The following is a 16,465-nucleotide window of genomic DNA, read 5'->3' as shown; positions in this document are numbered from 1 at the left end:
AGGAGCCGCACCATGACCCGAAATGCAAAGCTTTGCACCGTGGCCGTGCTGGCCGCCTGCACGCTGGTGCTGGCGGGCTGCTTCGGCGGCTCCGACGGCGACGGTGACGATGGCGGTCCCGGCAATGCCGGCGGTCCGCTGGACGGCGTGCCCGCCAGCGCCAGCGCCGACAGCGCCGGCTTCGTCGCCTACCTGCGCTCGCTGGTGGCACTGCAGCCCGAGGACCGGGAGCCGGTGGGCATCGAGGCGGTGACGCCGCCCACGCCCGAAGGCACCGAGCCCGAGCCGCTGGGCTGAGCAATGAGGCGGCTGCGCTTCATCGCCGTCCGCGCCGCGCTGCCGGCGCTGCTGCTGGCCGCGGCCGGCACGGCAGCGGCCGCGCCGTGGCGGCCGGCCAGCGACGCCGAGCTGGTCGAGTCGCTGCCGGCACGCCGGGCGCCGGCCGGGCCGGCGGTGGCCGCCGACCCGACGCTGGCGGTGCATGAAGCGGGCGCACTCATGGCCCAGGCCCATGCGGAAGGCGACCCGCGCTTCGCCGGGCGGGCGCTGGCCCTGCTGCAGCCCTGGGCGGCCGATGCCCAGGCACCGGCACCGGTGGTGCTGGCGCTGGCCTCCGCCGAGCAGTCGATCCACCGCTTCGACAGCGCCCAGGCGCGGCTGCAGGCCCTGCTGGCGCGGGACGCCCGGCAGCCTCAGGCCTGGCTCACCCTGGCCACGCTGCACCGGCTGCGCGGCCGCTATGCGGACTCCGACGCCGCCTGCACCGCCTTGCAGCAGCAGGCCGTCGCCCGGCTGCATGCGCAGGCCTGCCTGGCCGAAAACCAGGCCCTGCGGGGCGACACCACCGCGGCCCGCCAACAGCTGCTGGGCCTGCTGCCGCAGACCCGGGACGCCGGCACCCGCGGCTGGCTGCTCACCACGCTGGGCGAGCTGGAACAGCGCGCCGGCCGGCCGCAACCCGCCGAGCAGGCGCTGCGGGCCGCGCTGCAGGCCGATCCGCAGGACCGTTATGCGGCACTGGCCCTGGCCGACCTGCTGATCGACGCGGCCCGCCCGCAGGAGGCGCTCCGACTGCTGGACGGCCAGCCGCGCAGCAATCCGGTGCTGCTGCGCCGCGTGGCGGCCGGCGGCGGTCCTGCCGACGCAGCCGAGCTGCGCCAGCGCTACGAGCAGGCCGCGCAGCGCCCCGGCGGCCAGGACGGCCACCTGCGCGAGCTGGCCCTGTTCGCCTGGTGGGTGCAGCGCGACCTGCCCGCCGCCGTGCGCCATGCGCAGGCCAACCTCGCCACCCAGCGCGAGCCTTTCGACCTGTTGCTGCTGGCCCGCGTGGCCACCGCCGCGCAGGATGCCGCGGCCCTGCAGCAGGCCCGCCAGACCACCCAAGCGATGGGACTCCATGACCAACGCCTGCAAGCCCTGCTGCATGCGCAGCCTTGAGCGCCTGCGCGCGCTGCCCGGCCTCCTGCTGCTGTGGCTGGCGCTGGCCGGCAGCGCACTGGCCCACCAATCCAGCGATGCCTACCTCGTGTTCCAGGCGTCGCCGCAGGGCGGTACCGAGCTGCGCTGGGACGTCGCCCTGCGTGACCTGGATGCCGCCTTGCCCGCGCTGGACGCCGACGGCGACCGCCGGCTCACCTGGGGCGAGGTGCGCCAGGCCTGGCCGGCCATCACCGCCCATGTGCTGCCGCGGCTGCAGGTGGCGGGCTGCGATTGGCAGCCTGTCGCCGGCCCCCTGCTGGAACGCCGGGCCGACGGCGCCTATGCGGTGCTGCAGTTCACCGCGCCCTGCAGCGTGGCGGCCGAGGCGCCCATGAGCTACACGCTGCTGGCCGAGGTCGATCCCACCCACCGCGGCATCGCCAAGCTGGTGGCGGCCGATGGCCGTACCACGCCGCGCCTGCTGGACCCCACCGCGGCGCCGCACCAGGCCGCGCCGGCCTCCTTCCTGGCCGAGGGCGTGCACCACATCGTCACCGGGTACGACCACCTGCTGTTTCTGCTGTGCCTGATCCTGCCGGCCGTGCTGCGTCGCACGCCAGGCCAGGCGCCGGGCTGGGCGCCGGTGGCGCACTGGCGCGAGGCGGCGCTGCCGGTGGTGGGCGTGGTCACGCTGTTCACCCTGGCCCACTCCATCACGCTGGCGCTGGCCGCGCTTGGGTTGGTGAGCCTGCCCGGCTGGTTCGTGGAGCCGGCCATCGCCGTGACCATCGCCATCGCCGCCATCGACAACCTGAGGCCGCTGTTCGGCCGCCGGCGCGGGCTGGTCACCTTCGTCTTCGGCCTGGTGCATGGCTTCGGCTTCGCTGGCGTCCTGGGCGAGCTGGACCTGCCGGCGGCCGAGTTCGGCTGGGCGCTGCTGCGCTTCAACCTCGGGCTGGAGCTGGGCCAGCTGGCCATCGTGGCCGCGGTGGTGCCGCTGCTGTACCTGCTGCGCCGGGCGGCGCTGTATGTGCCCGCGGTGCTGCGTGGAGGCTCGGCGGCGGCCATCGGCGTGGCGGCCTGGTGGCTGGTCCAGCGCACGGCGCTGGCCTGATCTAGAATCCGGCCCTCATTCAAGCCCCCACAAGAGCGAGAAAGGCATGACGGTTATGACACCGCGAACTAGGAGCATGGCCCCCACAGGCTAGCCGCCGCGCTGTCACGTCCCTTTCTGCCTGCACCCGGGTGCACGCACACTGAACGAATCGAGCGCGGCTTGTCCCGCGCTTTTTTCATTTCCGGAGCATTCTTTCCATGATCGCCATCCAACTGCCCGACGGCTCGAAACGCGAGTTTGCGGGTCCGGTCTCCGTGGCCGAAGTCGCCCAGTCCATCGGCCCGGGCCTGGCCAAGGTCACCGTCGCCGGCAAGGTGGACGGCAAGCTGGTGGACGCCAGCGACCGCATCGACCACGACGCCAAGCTGCAGATCATCACGCCCAAGGACGATGAGGGCGTCGAGATCATCCGCCACTCCACGGCCCACCTGGTCGGCCATGCGGTCAAGCAGCTGTATCCCACGGCCAAGATGGTGATCGGCCCGGTGATCGAGGAGGGCTTCTACTACGACATCTCGTACGAGCGCCCCTTCACGCCGGAGGACATGGCCGCCATCGAGGCGCGCATGCGCGAGCTCATCGCCAAGGACTACGACGTCATCAAGCGCATGACGCCGCGCGCCGAAGTGATCGAGGTGTTCAAGTCGCGCGGCGAGGACTACAAGCTCCGTCTGATCGACGACATGCCCGACGAGACGGCGATGGGCCTGTACTACCACGAGGAATACGTGGACATGTGCCGCGGCCCGCACGTGCCGAACACGCGCTTCCTGAAGAACTTCAAGCTTACGCGGCTGTCGGGCGCCTACTGGCGCGGCGACGCGAAGAACGAGCAGCTGCAGCGCATCTACGGCACCGCCTGGGCCGACAAGAAGCAGCTCGACGACTACATCAAGCGCATCGAGGAAGCCGAGAAGCGCGACCACCGCAAGCTCGGCCGCGAACTCGACCTGTTCCACCTGGACGAGCATTCGCCCGGCACGGTGTTCTGGCACCCCAAGGGCTGGACCATCTGGCAGCAGGTGGAGCAGTACATGCGCGCCGTCTACCGCGACAACGGCTACCAGGAGGTCAAGGGCCCGCAGATCCTGGACAAGACGCTGTGGGAGAAGACGGGTCACTGGGACAAGTACCGCGACAACATGTTCGTCACGGAATCGGAGAAGCGCGACTACGCGCTCAAGCCGATGAACTGCCCCGGCCACATCCTGATCTTCAAGCAGGGCATCAAGAGCTACCGCGACCTGCCGTTGCGCTACGGCGAGTTCGGCCAGTGCCACCGCAACGAGCCCACGGGCGGGCTGCACGGCATCATGCGGGTGCGCGGCTTCACGCAGGACGACGGCCACATCTTCTGCACCGAGGACATGATCCTCGACGAATGCGTGGCCTATACGGCGCTGCTGCAGAAGGTGTATGCCGACTTCGGCTTCACCGACATCATTTACAAGGTAGCCACGCGGCCAGACGCCCGCATCGGTTCCGACGAGATCTGGGACAAGGCCGAGTACGCGCTGATGGAAAGCCTGCGCCGCTCTGGCGTCGATTTCCGCATCGCCCCGGGCGACGGCGCCTTCTACGGCCCCAAGATCGAGTACACGCTGAAGGACGCGCTGGGCCGCCAGTGGCAGTGCGGCACGATGCAGGTCGATTTCTCGATGGCCGAGCGCCTGGGCGCCGAGTACGTGGCCGAGTCGGGCGAGCGCAAGACGCCCGTCATGCTGCACCGCGCCATCGTCGGCAGCCTCGAGCGTTTCATCGGCATCCTGATCGAACAGCACGCCGGCGCGATGCCCGCCTGGCTCGCGCCGGTGCAGGTTGTTGTCACAAACATCACCGACGGCCAGGCCGAATACGCCTCCGATATTGCGAAAACGCTGCAAAAACAAGGGGTTAGAACCTTGGTCGATTTGCGCAACGAGAAGATCACCTATAAAATCCGTGAGCATTCCATGCAGAAGGTTCCGTTCATCCTTGTCGTTGGCGACAAGGAGAAGGCAAGCGGGGCCGTTGCCGTGCGTGCACGTGGCAACCAGGATCTCGGCGTGATGCCCCTCGACAACTTCGTCCAGAAGCTCGCGGCGGACATCACCGGCAAGGTCTGAGTTCCCCCGTGAACGCACCGTCATCACTGTCGAGCCGTTGCTTGCCTTGGGCTCGTTTGAAGGTCTGAACCATCGCTACTTTCCTTGACCGTCGCACTCCCAATGCGGAGCGCAAGCACCGGCTGAACCGCGAAATCATGGCGCCCGAAGTGCGCCTGAACGGGGTGAACAACGAGCCGCTGGGCATCGTGAGCATCCAGGAGGCTTTGCGGATGTCGGGCGAGCTGGACGTCGATCTGGTCGAGATCGCCGCCACCGCCGACCCCCCGGTGTGCCGCTTGATGGACTACGGCAAGTTCAAGTACCAGGAACAGAAGAAGGCCGCCGAAGCCAAGAGCAAGCAGAAGGTCATCGAGATCAAGGAAGTCAAGTTCCGTCCGGGCACGGACGAAGGCGACTACGCGATCAAGATGCGCAACCTGCGCCGCTTCATCGCTGAAGATGGTGACAAGGGCAAGGTCACGCTGCGCTACCGCGGCCGCGAGATCACCCACCAGGACATCGGCATGCGGCTGCTGGAACGCATCCGCGACGAGCTGGCCGACGTGGCCGTCGTCGAGAACATGCCCAAGCTCGAAGGCCGCCAGATGATCATGGTGCTGGCGCCCAAGCGCAAGTAAGTACGAGATTCGGCCCTGCGGTCTGGTCACCGCAGGGTTTGAAGAGAAGCCGCTGACAGGCCAACAAGCACTGCAAGTCCATTGCAGTCGCCTGCAGGGGTCACTAAGAAGGAGCAGTCATGCCCAAGATGAAGACCAAGAAGAGCGCGGCCAAGCGGTTCCGCGTTCGCCCGGGTGGCACCGTCAAGCGCGGTCAGGCGTTCAAGCGCCACATCCTCACGAAGAAGTCGACCAAGAACAAGCGCCACCTGCGTGGCGCCGTCAATGTGCACGAGACCAACATGGGCCACATGGCTCAGATGTTGCCGTTCGCGGGTCTTTAAGATTTCTGAGTAAGGAGAAAAACCATGCCTCGCGTCAAACGTGGTGTAACCGCACGCGCTCGTCACAAGAAGATCCTGGCTCTTGCCAAGGGTTTCCGCGGCCGTCGCAAGAACGTCTTCCGCATCGCCAAGCAGGCGGTGATGAAGGCCGGGCAATATGCCTACCGTGACCGTCGTACCCGCAAGCGCGTGTTCCGTCAGCTCTGGATTGCCCGTATCAACGCGGCCAGCCGTGAGCTGGGCGTGACGTACAGCAAGTTCATGGCCGGCCTGAAGAAGGCGAACATCGGCATCGACCGCAAGGTCCTGGCCGATCTCGCCGTCAACGACCCCGCTGCCTTCGGCAGCATCGTCGACAAGGTGAAGGCCCAGCTCGCTTGATCCGGCGCGCGCCGTTCGCGCGGCGCGTCGCCCCCAAGCTTCAAGGCCGTCACCTTGGTGGCGGCCTTTTTCATTTCCGAATCAAGATGAACGATCTCGACTCCCTGGTGCAGGCGGCGCAAGAGCAGTTCGCGCAGGCCGCGACGCCCGCCGACCTGGAGAACGCCAAGGCGCGTTTCCTCGGCAAGGCCGGCCGCGTGACCGAGCTGCTGAAGTCGCTGGCCCAGCTGCCGCCCGACGAGAAGAAGGCCCGCGGGGCCGAGATCAACGCCACCAAGCAGCGCATCGAAGCCGCGCTGACCGAGCGCCGCCAGGCGCTGGCCGATGCCGAGCTGCAGGCGCAGCTGAAGGCCGAGTCGCTGGACGTGACGCTGCCCGGCCGCAGCCGCGGCACCGGCGGCCTGCACCCGGTGTCGCGCACGCTGGAGCGCATCGAGGCCATCTTCGGCTCGATGGGCTTCGACGTGGCCGACGGCCCGGAGATCGAGAACGACTGGTTCAACTTCACCGCGCTGAACACGCCGGCCGACCACCCCGCGCGCTCGATGCACGACACCTTCTACGTCGATGCGCAGGGCGCCAGCGGCGGCTACCTGCTGCGCACGCACACCAGTCCGATGCAGGTGCGCTACGCGATGCAGCATGTGAAGGCGCACGAGGGCAAGGCGACGATGCCGGAGATCCGCGTGATCGCGCCCGGCCGCACCTACCGCGTGGACAGCGACGCGACCCACTCGCCGATGTTCCACCAGTGCGAAGGCCTGTGGATCGGCGAGAACGTGAGCTTCAAGGACCTGAAGTCGGTATTCACCGATTTCTTCCGCACCTTCTTCGAGACCGATGACCTGACGCTGCGCTTCCGCCCCAGCTTCTTCCCGTTCACCGAGCCGTCGGCCGAGGTGGACATCGCCTTCTCGTCCGGCCCGCTGAAGGGCCGCTGGCTGGAGGTGGCGGGCTCCGGCCAGGTGCATCCCAACGTGGTCCGCAACTTCGGGCTCGACCCCGAGCGCTACATCGGCTTTGCCTTCGGCATGGGCCCCGACCGCCTGACCATGCTGCGCTACGGCGTGAATGACCTGCGGCTGTTCTTCGACGGCGACCTGCGCTTCCTGAGCCAGTTCCAGTAAGCGCCCGCCCACGAAGAACCCTGGAAGAGAAGCGACGACATGCAATTCCCTGAATCCTGGCTGCGTGAGTTCTGCAACCCGCCGCTGAGCACCGAGCAACTGGCCGACACGCTGACGATGGCCGGCCTGGAAGTCGAAGAGATGCGGCCGGTGGCGCCGCCGTTCTCGCGCATCGTGGTCGGCCGCATCCTGGAGGCCACGCAGCATCCGAACGCCGACCGCCTGCGGGTGTGCAGCGTCGATGCCGGCGAGCATTCGAAGGACGGCCCGCTGCAGATCGTCTGCGGTGCGCCCAACGCCCGCGCCGGCATCAAGGTGCCGCTGGCGCTGGTGGGCGCCGAGCTGCCCCCGGGCGACGACGGCAAGCCGTTCGAGATCAAGGTGGGCAAGCTGCGCGGCGTGGAGAGCTTCGGCATGCTGTGCTCGGCGCGTGAGCTGAAGCTGTCCGACGACCACGGCGGCCTGCTGGAACTGGCTGACGACGCGCCGGTGGGCGTGGACGTGCGCGAGGTGCTGAAGCTCGACGACACCATCTTCACGCTCAAGCTCACGCCCAACCTGGCGCATTGCCTGAGCGTGTACGGGGTTGCGCGCGAGCTGTCGGCGTTGACCGGTGCGCCGCTGCGGAAGCCCGAATTTCCGCCGGTGCCTCCTTCGCACGACGACAAGCTGCCGGTGTCGGTGGAAGCGCCCGACCTGTGCGGCCGCTTCTCCGGCCGCATCGTGCGCAACGTCAACACGCAGGCCAGGACGCCGGCCTGGATGGTCGACCGCCTGGCGCGCTGTGGCCAACGCTCGGTCACCGCGCTGGTCGACATCTCGAACTACGTGATGTTCGAGTTCGGCCGGCCTTCGCACATCTTCGACCTGGACAAGATCCACGGCGGCCTGGTGGTGCGCTGGGGCCGCGCGGGCGAATCGCTGAAGCTGCTCAACGGCAACACCATCACGCTCGACGACCAGGTGGGCGTGATCGCCGATGCGCAGGCGGTGGAATCGCTGGCCGGCATCATGGGCGGCGACGCCACTGCGGTGTCCGACGAGACGAAGAACGTGTACGTGGAGGCCGCGTTCTGGTGGCCCAAGGCCGTGGCCGGCCGCTCGCGCCGCTTCAACTTCTCGACCGACGCCGGCCACCGCTTCGAGCGCGGCGTGGACCCTGCGCTGACGGTGGAGCACATCGAGCACATCACGCGCCTGATCATCGACATCTGCGGCGGCGAGGCGGGCCCGATCGACGACCAGCAGCCCCGCATGCCGCAGCGTGAAGCGGTGCAGCTGCGCGTGGCGCGCGCCGCCAAGGTCATCGGCATGCCGGTGACGCAGGCGCAATGCGCCGACGTGCTGCGTCGCCTGGGCCTGCCGTTCACCGAGGCCGAAGGCGTGCTGACGGTGACGCCGCCCAGCCACCGGTTCGATTTGCAGATCGAGGAAGACCTGATCGAGGAAGTGATCAAGGTCCTGGGCTACACGCAGCTGCCGGACACGCCGCCGCTGGCGCCGGTGACCGCCCGCGTGCGGCCTGAGGCCCGCCGCGGCAGCCACGCCCTGCGCCGCGCGGTGGCTGCGCTGGGCTACCAGGAGACGATCAACTTCAGCTTTGTCGAAGCGCGCTGGGAGCAGGAGCTGGCCGGCAATGCCGATCCGATCCCGGTGCTGAACCCGATCGCCTCGCCGCTGTCGGTGATGCGGTCCAGCCTGATCGGCAGCCTGGTGGCGGTGCTGCAATACAACCTTGCGCGTCGTGCGCAGCGGGTGCGCATCTTCGAACTGGGCCGTGTGTTCCGCCGCGATGCCTCGGTGACGGACACGCTCACCACCGTGGCCGGCGTGTCGCAGCCGATGCGGCTGAGCGGCCTGGCCTATGGCCCGGCGCAGCCGCTGCAATGGGGTGTGGCCGAGCGGGCGGTGGACTTCTTCGACGTCAAGGCCGACGTCGAGGCGCTGCTGGCGCCGCGCCGCGCCACCTTCGTCGCCGCCGAGCATCCGGCCTTGCATCCGGGCCGCAGTGCGCGCATCGAGCTGGACGGCCAGCCCATCGGCTGGATCGGTGAACTGCACCCCAAGTGGCGCCAGGGCTATGACCTGCCGCAGGCGCCGGTGCTGTTCGAGCTGGATGCCGAGGCGCTGGCTGCCCAGGTGGTGCCCAGCTTCCAGTCGATCCCACGCCAGCAGTCCGTGTGGCGCGACCTCGCGTTGGTGGTGAAGGACACGGTGGCCCACGACGCGCTGATCGGCGCCATCACCGACGACGCCTCCGGCCTGGTGCGCCATGCGCAGCTGTTCGACATCTACAAGCCCAAGGCGCCCACCGCCGACATCGCTGCCGACGAGCGCAGCATGGCCGTTCGTGTGGAACTGCTCGACGACAGCGCCACGCTGACTGACGAACGTGTCGATACCGTGGTGGCCGGCATCGTCGAGCGCCTGGGCAGCCGCCTGCAGGCGAGGTTGCGCGGCTGATGGAGGAGAAACCTGCGATGGACCGCGTGATCCTGCCGACCCTCGAGACGCCGACCCTCACCAAGGCCGAACTGGCCGACCTGCTGTTCGAGCGGCTGGGGCTGAACAAGCGCGAGTCGAAGGACATGGTCGAAGCCTTCTTCGACATCATCCACGCCGCGCTGGTGAAGGGCGACGACGTCAAGCTGTCGGGCTTCGGCAACTTCAACATCCGGCGCAAGGCGCCCCGGCCCGGCCGCAATCCGCGCACGGGTGAGTCGATCCCGATCGCCGCGCGCAACGTGGTGACCTTCCACGCCAGTCATAAACTGAAGGGCCTGGTGCAGGGCGACATCCCGAGCCCGGACGAGTTCGAGTAAAGTTTGAGCGCCAACCCGTGGAGCGTTGATTTCTATGGAAAAAGCGCTTCCCGCGATCCCTGCCAAACGCTACTTCACCATCGGTGAGGTGAGCGAACTCTGCGGCGTGAAGCCCTATGTGCTGCGCTACTGGGAACAGGAGTTCACGCAGCTCAAGCCGATGAAGCGTCGGGGCAACCGGCGCTATTACCAGCACCACGAGGTGCTGCTGATCCGCCGCATCCGCGAGCTGCTGTACGACCAGGGCTTCACCATCAGCGGTGCCCGCAACCGTTTGGCCGAGATGCAGGGCCTGGGCCGCCACGGCGCTGCCCATCCAGCGCATGAAGCCGAGCTGCACGGGCCGGATGACGAACCCCATGACCTGTTGCAGGCCGACGAGCTGCACCACCTCGACGACGAACATGACGGCACGTTGGCGCCGCACGAAGCGGTGTCGCTCGACCAGCTGCGCATCGAATTGCTTTCGATTCGCAGCCTGCTCACCATTTGAGAAAACTTCAGGCTATACTGCTTGGCTCAGTCGGGGCGTAGCGCAGCCTGGTAGCGCACTTGCATGGGGTGCAAGGGGTCGCGAGTTCGAATCCCGCCGCCCCGACCATTGAAAAAGCCGAAGCCCGGTGCCGCAAGGTACCGGGCTTTTTTGCTGTCTGCAGCAAGCTACGGCGGGGCCGGGCGCGGCATCAGGTTGGGCTGCACACCTCGGGCGCTCAGCGTGTGTGCCAGCGCGGCGCGCACGAAGGCATTGCTGGCATAGCGCGTCACCCGGCTGTAGTAGTGCTCGGACAGTCGAGCCACCATCGCGCCCCAGGCCTCGTGCAGGCTTTCGTCGAGCTGGAAATCGTCGTAGTTGACGATGGCCGGCACCTTGCGGCGCAGCGGTGACAGCAGCCGGGCCACTTCGTCCTCCACCCGCTGGATATCTTCCAGGCGCCGGATCGCCAGGCGCGAGAAGTCGATGTACAGCACGCCCTGCTCGGCCTGCCAGCGCAGCCGGTCATTCATCGGCTGGGCAGTGAGCTGTTCGCGCAGCGCCATCGGCCCGGGCCGGAAGATGCGGCCATCCATGCGCCGCGGCATGCCGCGCAGTAACGGCGCAAAGCCCATGTGTGCCAGCACGTCGCGCTCCAGGTCCACGCCGGGTGCCAGTTCGGTGAGCACCAGGCCCTGGGGCGTCAGTTCGAACACGCAGCGCTCGGTGACATACAGCACCGGCTGTCCGCGCGCGGCGGCCTGCTGGCCGGCGAAAGTGCGCTGCTCCACCGCGTGCACGAACTTGGCCTGCGTGCCGGCCATGAAGCTGCCGACGAACACCACCTTCTTCGCGTTCTGCGAGATGTTGATGAAGCCACCCGCGCCAGCAAGCCGGGGCCCGAAGCGGGACACGTTCACGTTGCCCTCGCGATCGGCCTGCGCCAGGCCCAGGAAGGCCAGGTCCAGCCCGCCGCCGTCGTAGAAGTCGAACTGGCTGGGCTGGTCGATCACCGCCTGGGTGTTGACCGCCGCGCCGAAGTCCAGGCCGGAGGCCGGCACGCCGCCGATGACGCCCGGTTCGGCCGTCAGGGTGATGAGGTCGGTGATGCGCTCTTCGGCAGCCACGCGGGCGATGCCCTCCGGCATGCCGATGCCCAGGTTCACCACGCTGCCGGCCAGCAGCTCCAGGGCGGCGCGGCGGGCGATGACCTGTCGGTCTCCGGCCGGCATCGGCTCGGCCTCGTGCAGCGGCACGCGCAGCTCGCCCGCAAAGGCGGGGCTGTAGGCGGTGGCGAAGGTCTGGGGGGTGGTATTCGGGGCGCTCGGCCACCACCACGCAGTCCACCAGCACGCCGGGGATCTTCACCTGGCGTGGCGGCAGGCTGCCGCGCTCGGCCACGCGTTCCACCTGCACGATGACGATGCCGCCGCAGTTGTGCGCCGCCGTCGCGATGGCCAGGGTCTCCAGCGTGAGCGCCTCGCGCTCCATGGTGACGTTGCCGTCCGCATCGGCGGTGGTGCCGCGCACCAGCGCCACGTGGATCGGGAAGGCCTTGTAGAACAGGTATTCCCCGCCTTCGTACGGCCACAGCATCACCAGGTCTTGCGTGGTGCGGCTGTTGACCTTGCCGCCGCCGTGTCGCGGGTCGACGAAGGTGCCCAGGCCCACGCGCGAGAGATGGCCCGGCTTGCCGGCCGCGATGTCGCGGAACAGGTGCGAGATGACGCCCTGCGGCAGGTTGTAGGCCTCGATGGCATTGTTGACGGCCAGTGCCTGCAGCCGCGGCACCAGGCCCCAGTGGCCGGCGATCACGCGCCGCAGCAGGCCGGCGTGCCCCAGGTGGTTGAGGCCACGCTCCTTGCCGTCGCCCTGGCCGGCAGCGCACACCAGCGTGAGGTTGCGCGGCTTGCCCAGGCCGGGACTGTGTTCGTCGGCGCCCGCGGCGTTGTCGGCCAGGAAGGCTTGCTCCAGCGCCACCGCCAGGTTCTCCGGAAAGCCGATACCCACGAAGCCGCCCGTGGCCACCGTGTCGCCGTCGCGGATCAGGCGCACGGCATCGTGGGCCGAGACGATCTTGCCGTGCCGTGCGGCAATGAGGTCGCGCAGCGCGTCGCGTGCGCGGGGGCTGTCGTGGCCGGCCTGCAGTGTCATCGTGCGCTCCTGTCCCGGTGCGGGCGGCACGATGCTAAGACGACTGCGCTCGGAAAGCGCCCATGAAAAAGCCGACCCGGGGGTCGGCTTGTTCGCTTGAGCTTCTGGTGCCGGTGAAAGGAGTCGAACCCTCGACCTTCGCATTACGAATGCGCTGCTCTACCAACTGAGCTACACCGGCAACAGCCCAACAGTATAGCCCGAAATCACTGCTTGGCTTCCAGGTGGTAGCGCGTCACACGTTCCACTTCGTTCTTGGAGCCCAGCACCACGCTCACGCGTTCATGCAGCTTGCCGGGCTGCAGGTCGAGGATGCGCTCCCGGCCGTTGGTGGCGGCGCCGCCGGCCTGCTCGATCAGGAAGGCCATCGGGTTGGCCTCGTACATCAGCCGCAGCTTGCCGGGCTTCTCGGGCTCGCGCTTGTCCCACGGGTACAGGAAGATGCCGCCGCGGCTGAGGATGCGGTGCACGTCGGCCACCATGCTGGCGATCCAGCGCATGTTGAAGTCCTTGCCGCGCGGGCCCTCGCTGCCGGCCAGGCATTCGTCGATGTAGCGCGTCACGGGGGCGTCCCAGTGGCGCTTGTTGCTCATGTTGATCGCGAATTCCTTGGTGTCCTCGGGGATGCGCACGTTCTCGGCCGTCAGCACCCAGGAGCCTTGCTCGCGGTCGAGCGTGAACATGGCCACGCCGTCGCCCACCGTCAGCACCAGCGTGGTCTGCGGGCCGTAGACGCAATAGCCGGCGGCGGCCTGGCGGCTGCCCGGCTGCATGAAGTCGCGCTCGCCCACGCTCTCGTGGTCGCCCAGCTTGCGCAGCACCGAGAAGATGGTGCCGATGCTGACGTTCACGTCGATGTTGCTGGAGCCGTCGAGCGGATCGAACAGCAGCAGGTATTCGCCCTGCGGATAGCGGTTGGGCACCACGTGGATGGAGTCCATCTCCTCGCTGGCCATCGCGGCCAGCGCGCCGCCCCATTCGTTGGCCTCGATCAGCACCTCGTTGGCGATGATGTCCAGCTTCTTCTGCACCTCGCCCTGCACGTTCTCGCTGCCGGCGCTGCCCAGCACTTCGCCCAGCGCGCCCTTGTTGACGGAAATGGCGATGCGCTTGCAGGTGCGGGCCACCACCTCCAGCAACAGCCGCAGCTGCCCCGGGATGTGGCCGTGCTTGCGCTGCTGCTCGACCAGGTATTGCGTAAGACTGATGCGTTTTTCCATGGTTCAGCTTTCCAGTGCGCGGGACACGACTTCGCGGGTGTCGTCGCTGAGGTTGGGTTTGGCGGCCACGCGGGCCAGGGCTTCGCGGGCCGCGGTCTGCCAGGGCTCGGCCAGGCGGCGCCAGCGTTCCATCATCCGGGCCAGGCGTGACGCCAGCTGCGGGTTGGCGGCGTCGATGTCGGTGACCAGGGCCTCCCACAGCGCATAACCGGCCGCATCGCTGCGGTGGAAGGCGGCGGGATTGGACGACATCAGCGTGAACACCAGGCTGCGTGCGCGATTGGGGTTCTTCAGCGAGAAGTCGGGGTGCTTCATCAGCGCCTTGATGCGCTCGAACACCCGCCCGGCCTGCGGGCCCACCGGCTCGGGCGCGCCGGCCTGCAACGCGAACCACTTGTCGATGACCAGGGCCTCGTCCTTGAACATCTCGTAGAAGCGCTGCAGCGCCGGCTCGGCCAGCGGTGCATGGGCCTCCACCAGCGCCTGCAGCGCACCCAGGCGCTCGGTCATGTTGCCGGCGTCCTTGAAGCGGCCATAGGCCTTGCCCTGCCACACCTCGTCGCCGGTGGCCACCGCGATGGCGCACCAGCATCTGCAGCGCGCGGTTGGCCAGCGCGCGGCGGCCGCTCTGCAGCGCATCGGGGCGGTAGCCGTCGGTGACCTGGTGGTGCTCCCAGGCCCACACCCAGTCGTCATGCAGCTGCGCGGCCAGCTGGTCGCGCATGGCCTCGTGCACCACGTGGATGCGCTGCGGGTCGGACACCTCGAACTGCTCGGCCACGTAGCGCTCGCTGGGCAGCGTGAGCACCAGTTCCTTGAAGGCGGCGTCCAGCGACGGGTCGCGCAGCACGTTGCGCAGGGCGTCGACGATGGCGTCGTCCAGCGCCGGTGCGGCGTCCGACTGCGTGGCGGCCATCATGTTGGACAGCGCCAGCCGCTGGCCGGCCTCCCAGCGGTTGAAGGGGTCGCTGTCGTGCTTGAGCAGCGTCAGCAGCTCGGCATTGCTCAGGCCGTCGTCCAGCCGCACCGGCGCCGAGAAGCCGCGCAGCAGCGAAGGCACCGGCGGCACGTCGACGTTGATGAAGGTGAGGTCGATGCGGTAGTCGTCCAGCACCAGCACACGCTCGGTGGAGGCGCTGGGGTACTCGCCGTCGAGCTGCACCGGCAGCGCCTGGCCATCGGGGCCGATCAAGCCCATCTGCACCGGGATGACATAGGGCCGCTTGTTGTGCTGGCCGGGGCTGGGCGCGCTCCATTGCTCCAGCGTCAGGGTGTAGCTGCGCTGCTCGGCGTTGTAGCTGCCGCGGGCCTTCAGGTGCGGCGTGCCGGCCTGCGCATACCAGTTCTTGAACTTGTCCAGGCGCGTGGACAGCATGCTGCCCGGGTTGGCATCGGCGATGGCCTGGGCGAAGTCGTCGCAGGTGACGGCAAAGCCGTCATGCCGCTCGAAGTACAGCGTCATGCCGCGCTCGAAGCCTTCGCGGCCCACGAGCGTCTGCATCATGCGCACGACTTCGGCGCCCTTCTCGTACACCGTGGCGGTGTAGAAGTTGTTGATCGCCTGGTACTCGTCGGGCCGCACCGGGTGCGCCATCGGGCCGGCATCTTCCGGGAACTGCACCTGGCGCAGGCCGCGCACGTCCTCGATGCGCTTGACGGCCTTGGCGCTGACGCCGCCGGCCATGTCCATGCTGAATTCCTGGTCGCGGAAGACGGTCAGGCCTTCCTTCAGGCTCAGCTGGAACCAGTCGCGGCAGGTGATGCGGTTGCCGGTCCAGTTGTGGAAGTACTCGTGGCCGACCACGCTTTCCACGCCGGCGAAATCGACGTCGGTGGCGGTGGCCGGGCTGGCCAGAACGAACTTCGTGTTGAAGATGTTCAGGCCCTTGTTCTCCATCGCGCCCATGTTGAAGTCGCCCACCGCGACGATCATGAAGCGTTCCAGGTCCAGCGGCAGCTTGAAGCGGGCCTCGTCCCACACCACCGAGGCGATCAGCGAGTTCATCGCATGCTCGGTCTTGTCCAGGTCGCCGCGGCGCACGTACACCTGCAGCAGGTGGTCGCGGCCCGAGCGGGTGCGGATGTGCTGCTCACGCGCCACCAGGTCGGCGGCCACCACGGCGAACAGGTAGCTCGGCTTGCGGAAGGGGTCGTGCCACTTCGCGTAGTGACGGCCGTTGTCCAGATCGCCCTGTTCCAGCAGGTTGCCGTTGGACAGCAGCACCGGATAGCGCTTCTTGTCGGCCCGCAGCAGCACCGTGTAGACGGCCATCACGTCGGGCCGGTCCAGGAAGTAGGTGATGCGCCGGAAGCCCTCGGCCTCGCACTGCGTGAACAGCCCGCTGTCCGACGAGAACAGGCCCGACAGCTGGGTGTTCTTGTCCGGGCAGCAGGTGTTGCGGATGTCCAGCGTGAAGTGGTCGCCGGGCGGGTTGTCGATCACCAGCAGGCCCGGCTCGTGGCGGAAGCTCACGCTTTCGCCATTGGCCTGCACGCGCAGCAGCGTGATGTCTTCGCCGTGCAGCTTCAGCGGCTGCGGCGCCACCGACAGGTTGCGCTCGATCACCAGCCGGCTGCTGACGATGGTCTTGGCGGGGTCGAGGTCGAAGGTGAGCTCGACGCTGCGGATCCAGTACGCGGGCTCGGTGTAGTCCGAGCGGCGCACGGTGAGGGCGGGTCCTTCGCGCATGTGTGACTTCTCCGTT

General features: G+C 68.1%; 12 protein-coding genes, 2 tRNA genes and 2 pseudogenes. 12 read left to right on the top strand and 4 right to left on the bottom strand.

All coding sequences use genetic code 11. The features are described 5' to 3' along the window. Nucleotides 1-12 precede the first annotated feature (12 nt). The 12 genes from LRS14_RS07520 to LRS14_RS07465 all read left to right on the top strand — a co-directional run bounded on the left by LRS14_RS07520 (nucleotide 13) and on the right by LRS14_RS07465 (nucleotide 10,515). A complete protein-coding gene (locus LRS14_RS07520) occupies nucleotides 13-297 on the top strand; it encodes a hypothetical protein (RefSeq protein ID WP_046112293.1) in 285 nt (94 codons plus the stop codon). Between the two features lie 3 nt (nucleotides 298-300). Next, entirely contained in the window at nucleotides 301-1,437 is a 1,137-nt protein-coding gene (locus tag LRS14_RS07515) for a lipopolysaccharide assembly protein LapB (protein ID WP_257799121.1), read from the top strand. Next, the gene (locus tag LRS14_RS07510) at nucleotides 1,424-2,533 is read left to right on the top strand and encodes a HupE/UreJ family protein (RefSeq protein ID WP_257799120.1); all 1,110 of its coding nucleotides are present in this window, start codon (nucleotides 1,424-1,426) and stop codon (nucleotides 2,531-2,533) included. Before LRS14_RS07515 ends, LRS14_RS07510 begins: the two co-directional genes overlap by 14 nt. Nucleotides 2,534-2,733: 200 nt before the next feature. Next, on the top strand, nucleotides 2,734-4,641 hold the full coding sequence (gene thrS, locus LRS14_RS07505) for a threonine--tRNA ligase (protein WP_257799119.1): 1,908 nt from the start codon (nucleotides 2,734-2,736) through the stop codon (nucleotides 4,639-4,641). A 71-nt stretch (nucleotides 4,642-4,712) separates the two neighbouring features. Beyond that, entirely contained in the window at nucleotides 4,713-5,261 is a 549-nt protein-coding gene (gene infC, locus LRS14_RS07500; RefSeq protein ID WP_083440438.1) for a translation initiation factor IF-3, read from the top strand. Nucleotides 5,262-5,380: 119 nt separating this feature from the next. After that, nucleotides 5,381-5,584 (top strand): 50S ribosomal protein L35, encoded by a 204-nt coding sequence (gene rpmI, locus LRS14_RS07495; protein WP_046112289.1) that lies wholly within the window; start codon nucleotides 5,381-5,383, stop codon nucleotides 5,582-5,584. Between the two features lie 24 nt (nucleotides 5,585-5,608). Next, the gene (rplT, locus tag LRS14_RS07490; protein WP_046112288.1) at nucleotides 5,609-5,965 is read left to right on the top strand and encodes a 50S ribosomal protein L20; all 357 of its coding nucleotides are present in this window, start codon (nucleotides 5,609-5,611) and stop codon (nucleotides 5,963-5,965) included. Nucleotides 5,966-6,051: 86 nt separating this feature from the next. Next, nucleotides 6,052-7,092: a phenylalanine--tRNA ligase subunit alpha gene (pheS, locus tag LRS14_RS07485; RefSeq protein WP_257799118.1), complete on the top strand. Its 1,041-nt coding sequence runs from the start codon at nucleotides 6,052-6,054 to the stop codon at nucleotides 7,090-7,092. 39 nt (nucleotides 7,093-7,131) lie between these two features. Further along, complete coding sequence (gene pheT, locus LRS14_RS07480; protein ID WP_257799117.1) at nucleotides 7,132-9,555, top strand: phenylalanine--tRNA ligase subunit beta; 2,424 nt, start codon at nucleotides 7,132-7,134, stop codon at nucleotides 9,553-9,555. Between the two features lie 17 nt (nucleotides 9,556-9,572). Then, entirely contained in the window at nucleotides 9,573-9,914 is a 342-nt protein-coding gene (locus LRS14_RS07475; protein WP_083440437.1) for an integration host factor subunit alpha, read from the top strand. 34 nt (nucleotides 9,915-9,948) lie between these two features. Further along, nucleotides 9,949-10,407 carry a MerR family transcriptional regulator gene (locus tag LRS14_RS07470; RefSeq protein ID WP_257800432.1) on the top strand — a complete coding sequence of 153 codons (459 nt, stop codon included), beginning with the start codon at nucleotides 9,949-9,951 and terminating at the stop codon, nucleotides 10,405-10,407. A gap of 31 nt (nucleotides 10,408-10,438) precedes the next feature. Then, a tRNA-Pro gene (locus tag LRS14_RS07465) sits at nucleotides 10,439-10,515 on the top strand. A 59-nt stretch (nucleotides 10,516-10,574) separates the two neighbouring features. Here LRS14_RS07465 and LRS14_RS07460 read toward each other — a convergent pair. From LRS14_RS07460 to pepN, 4 genes and pseudogenes are all read right to left on the bottom strand, one after another. Then, nucleotides 10,575-12,540 (bottom strand): annotated as a pseudogene (locus LRS14_RS07460) (acyl CoA:acetate/3-ketoacid CoA transferase). Nucleotides 12,541-12,645: 105 nt separating this feature from the next. After that, a tRNA-Thr gene (locus LRS14_RS07455) sits at nucleotides 12,646-12,721 on the bottom strand. A gap of 25 nt (nucleotides 12,722-12,746) precedes the next feature. Beyond that, nucleotides 12,747-13,760, bottom strand: a complete 1,014-nt coding sequence (locus LRS14_RS07450) for a class 1 fructose-bisphosphatase (protein WP_046112282.1) — start codon at nucleotides 13,758-13,760, stop codon at nucleotides 12,747-12,749. A 3-nt stretch (nucleotides 13,761-13,763) separates the two neighbouring features. Further along, nucleotides 13,764-16,449 (bottom strand): annotated as a pseudogene (pepN, locus tag LRS14_RS07445) (aminopeptidase N). Nucleotides 16,450-16,465: the final 16 nt, after the last annotated feature.

The sequence above is a fragment of the Aquincola sp. J276 genome, from assembly GCF_024700035.1.
In the GTDB taxonomy this organism is placed as follows: domain Bacteria; phylum Pseudomonadota; class Gammaproteobacteria; order Burkholderiales; family Burkholderiaceae_C; genus Aquincola; species Aquincola tertiaricarbonis.
The sequence above is the reverse complement of the archived record's forward strand: the minus strand, read 5'-3'. Positions and strand labels throughout refer to the sequence as shown.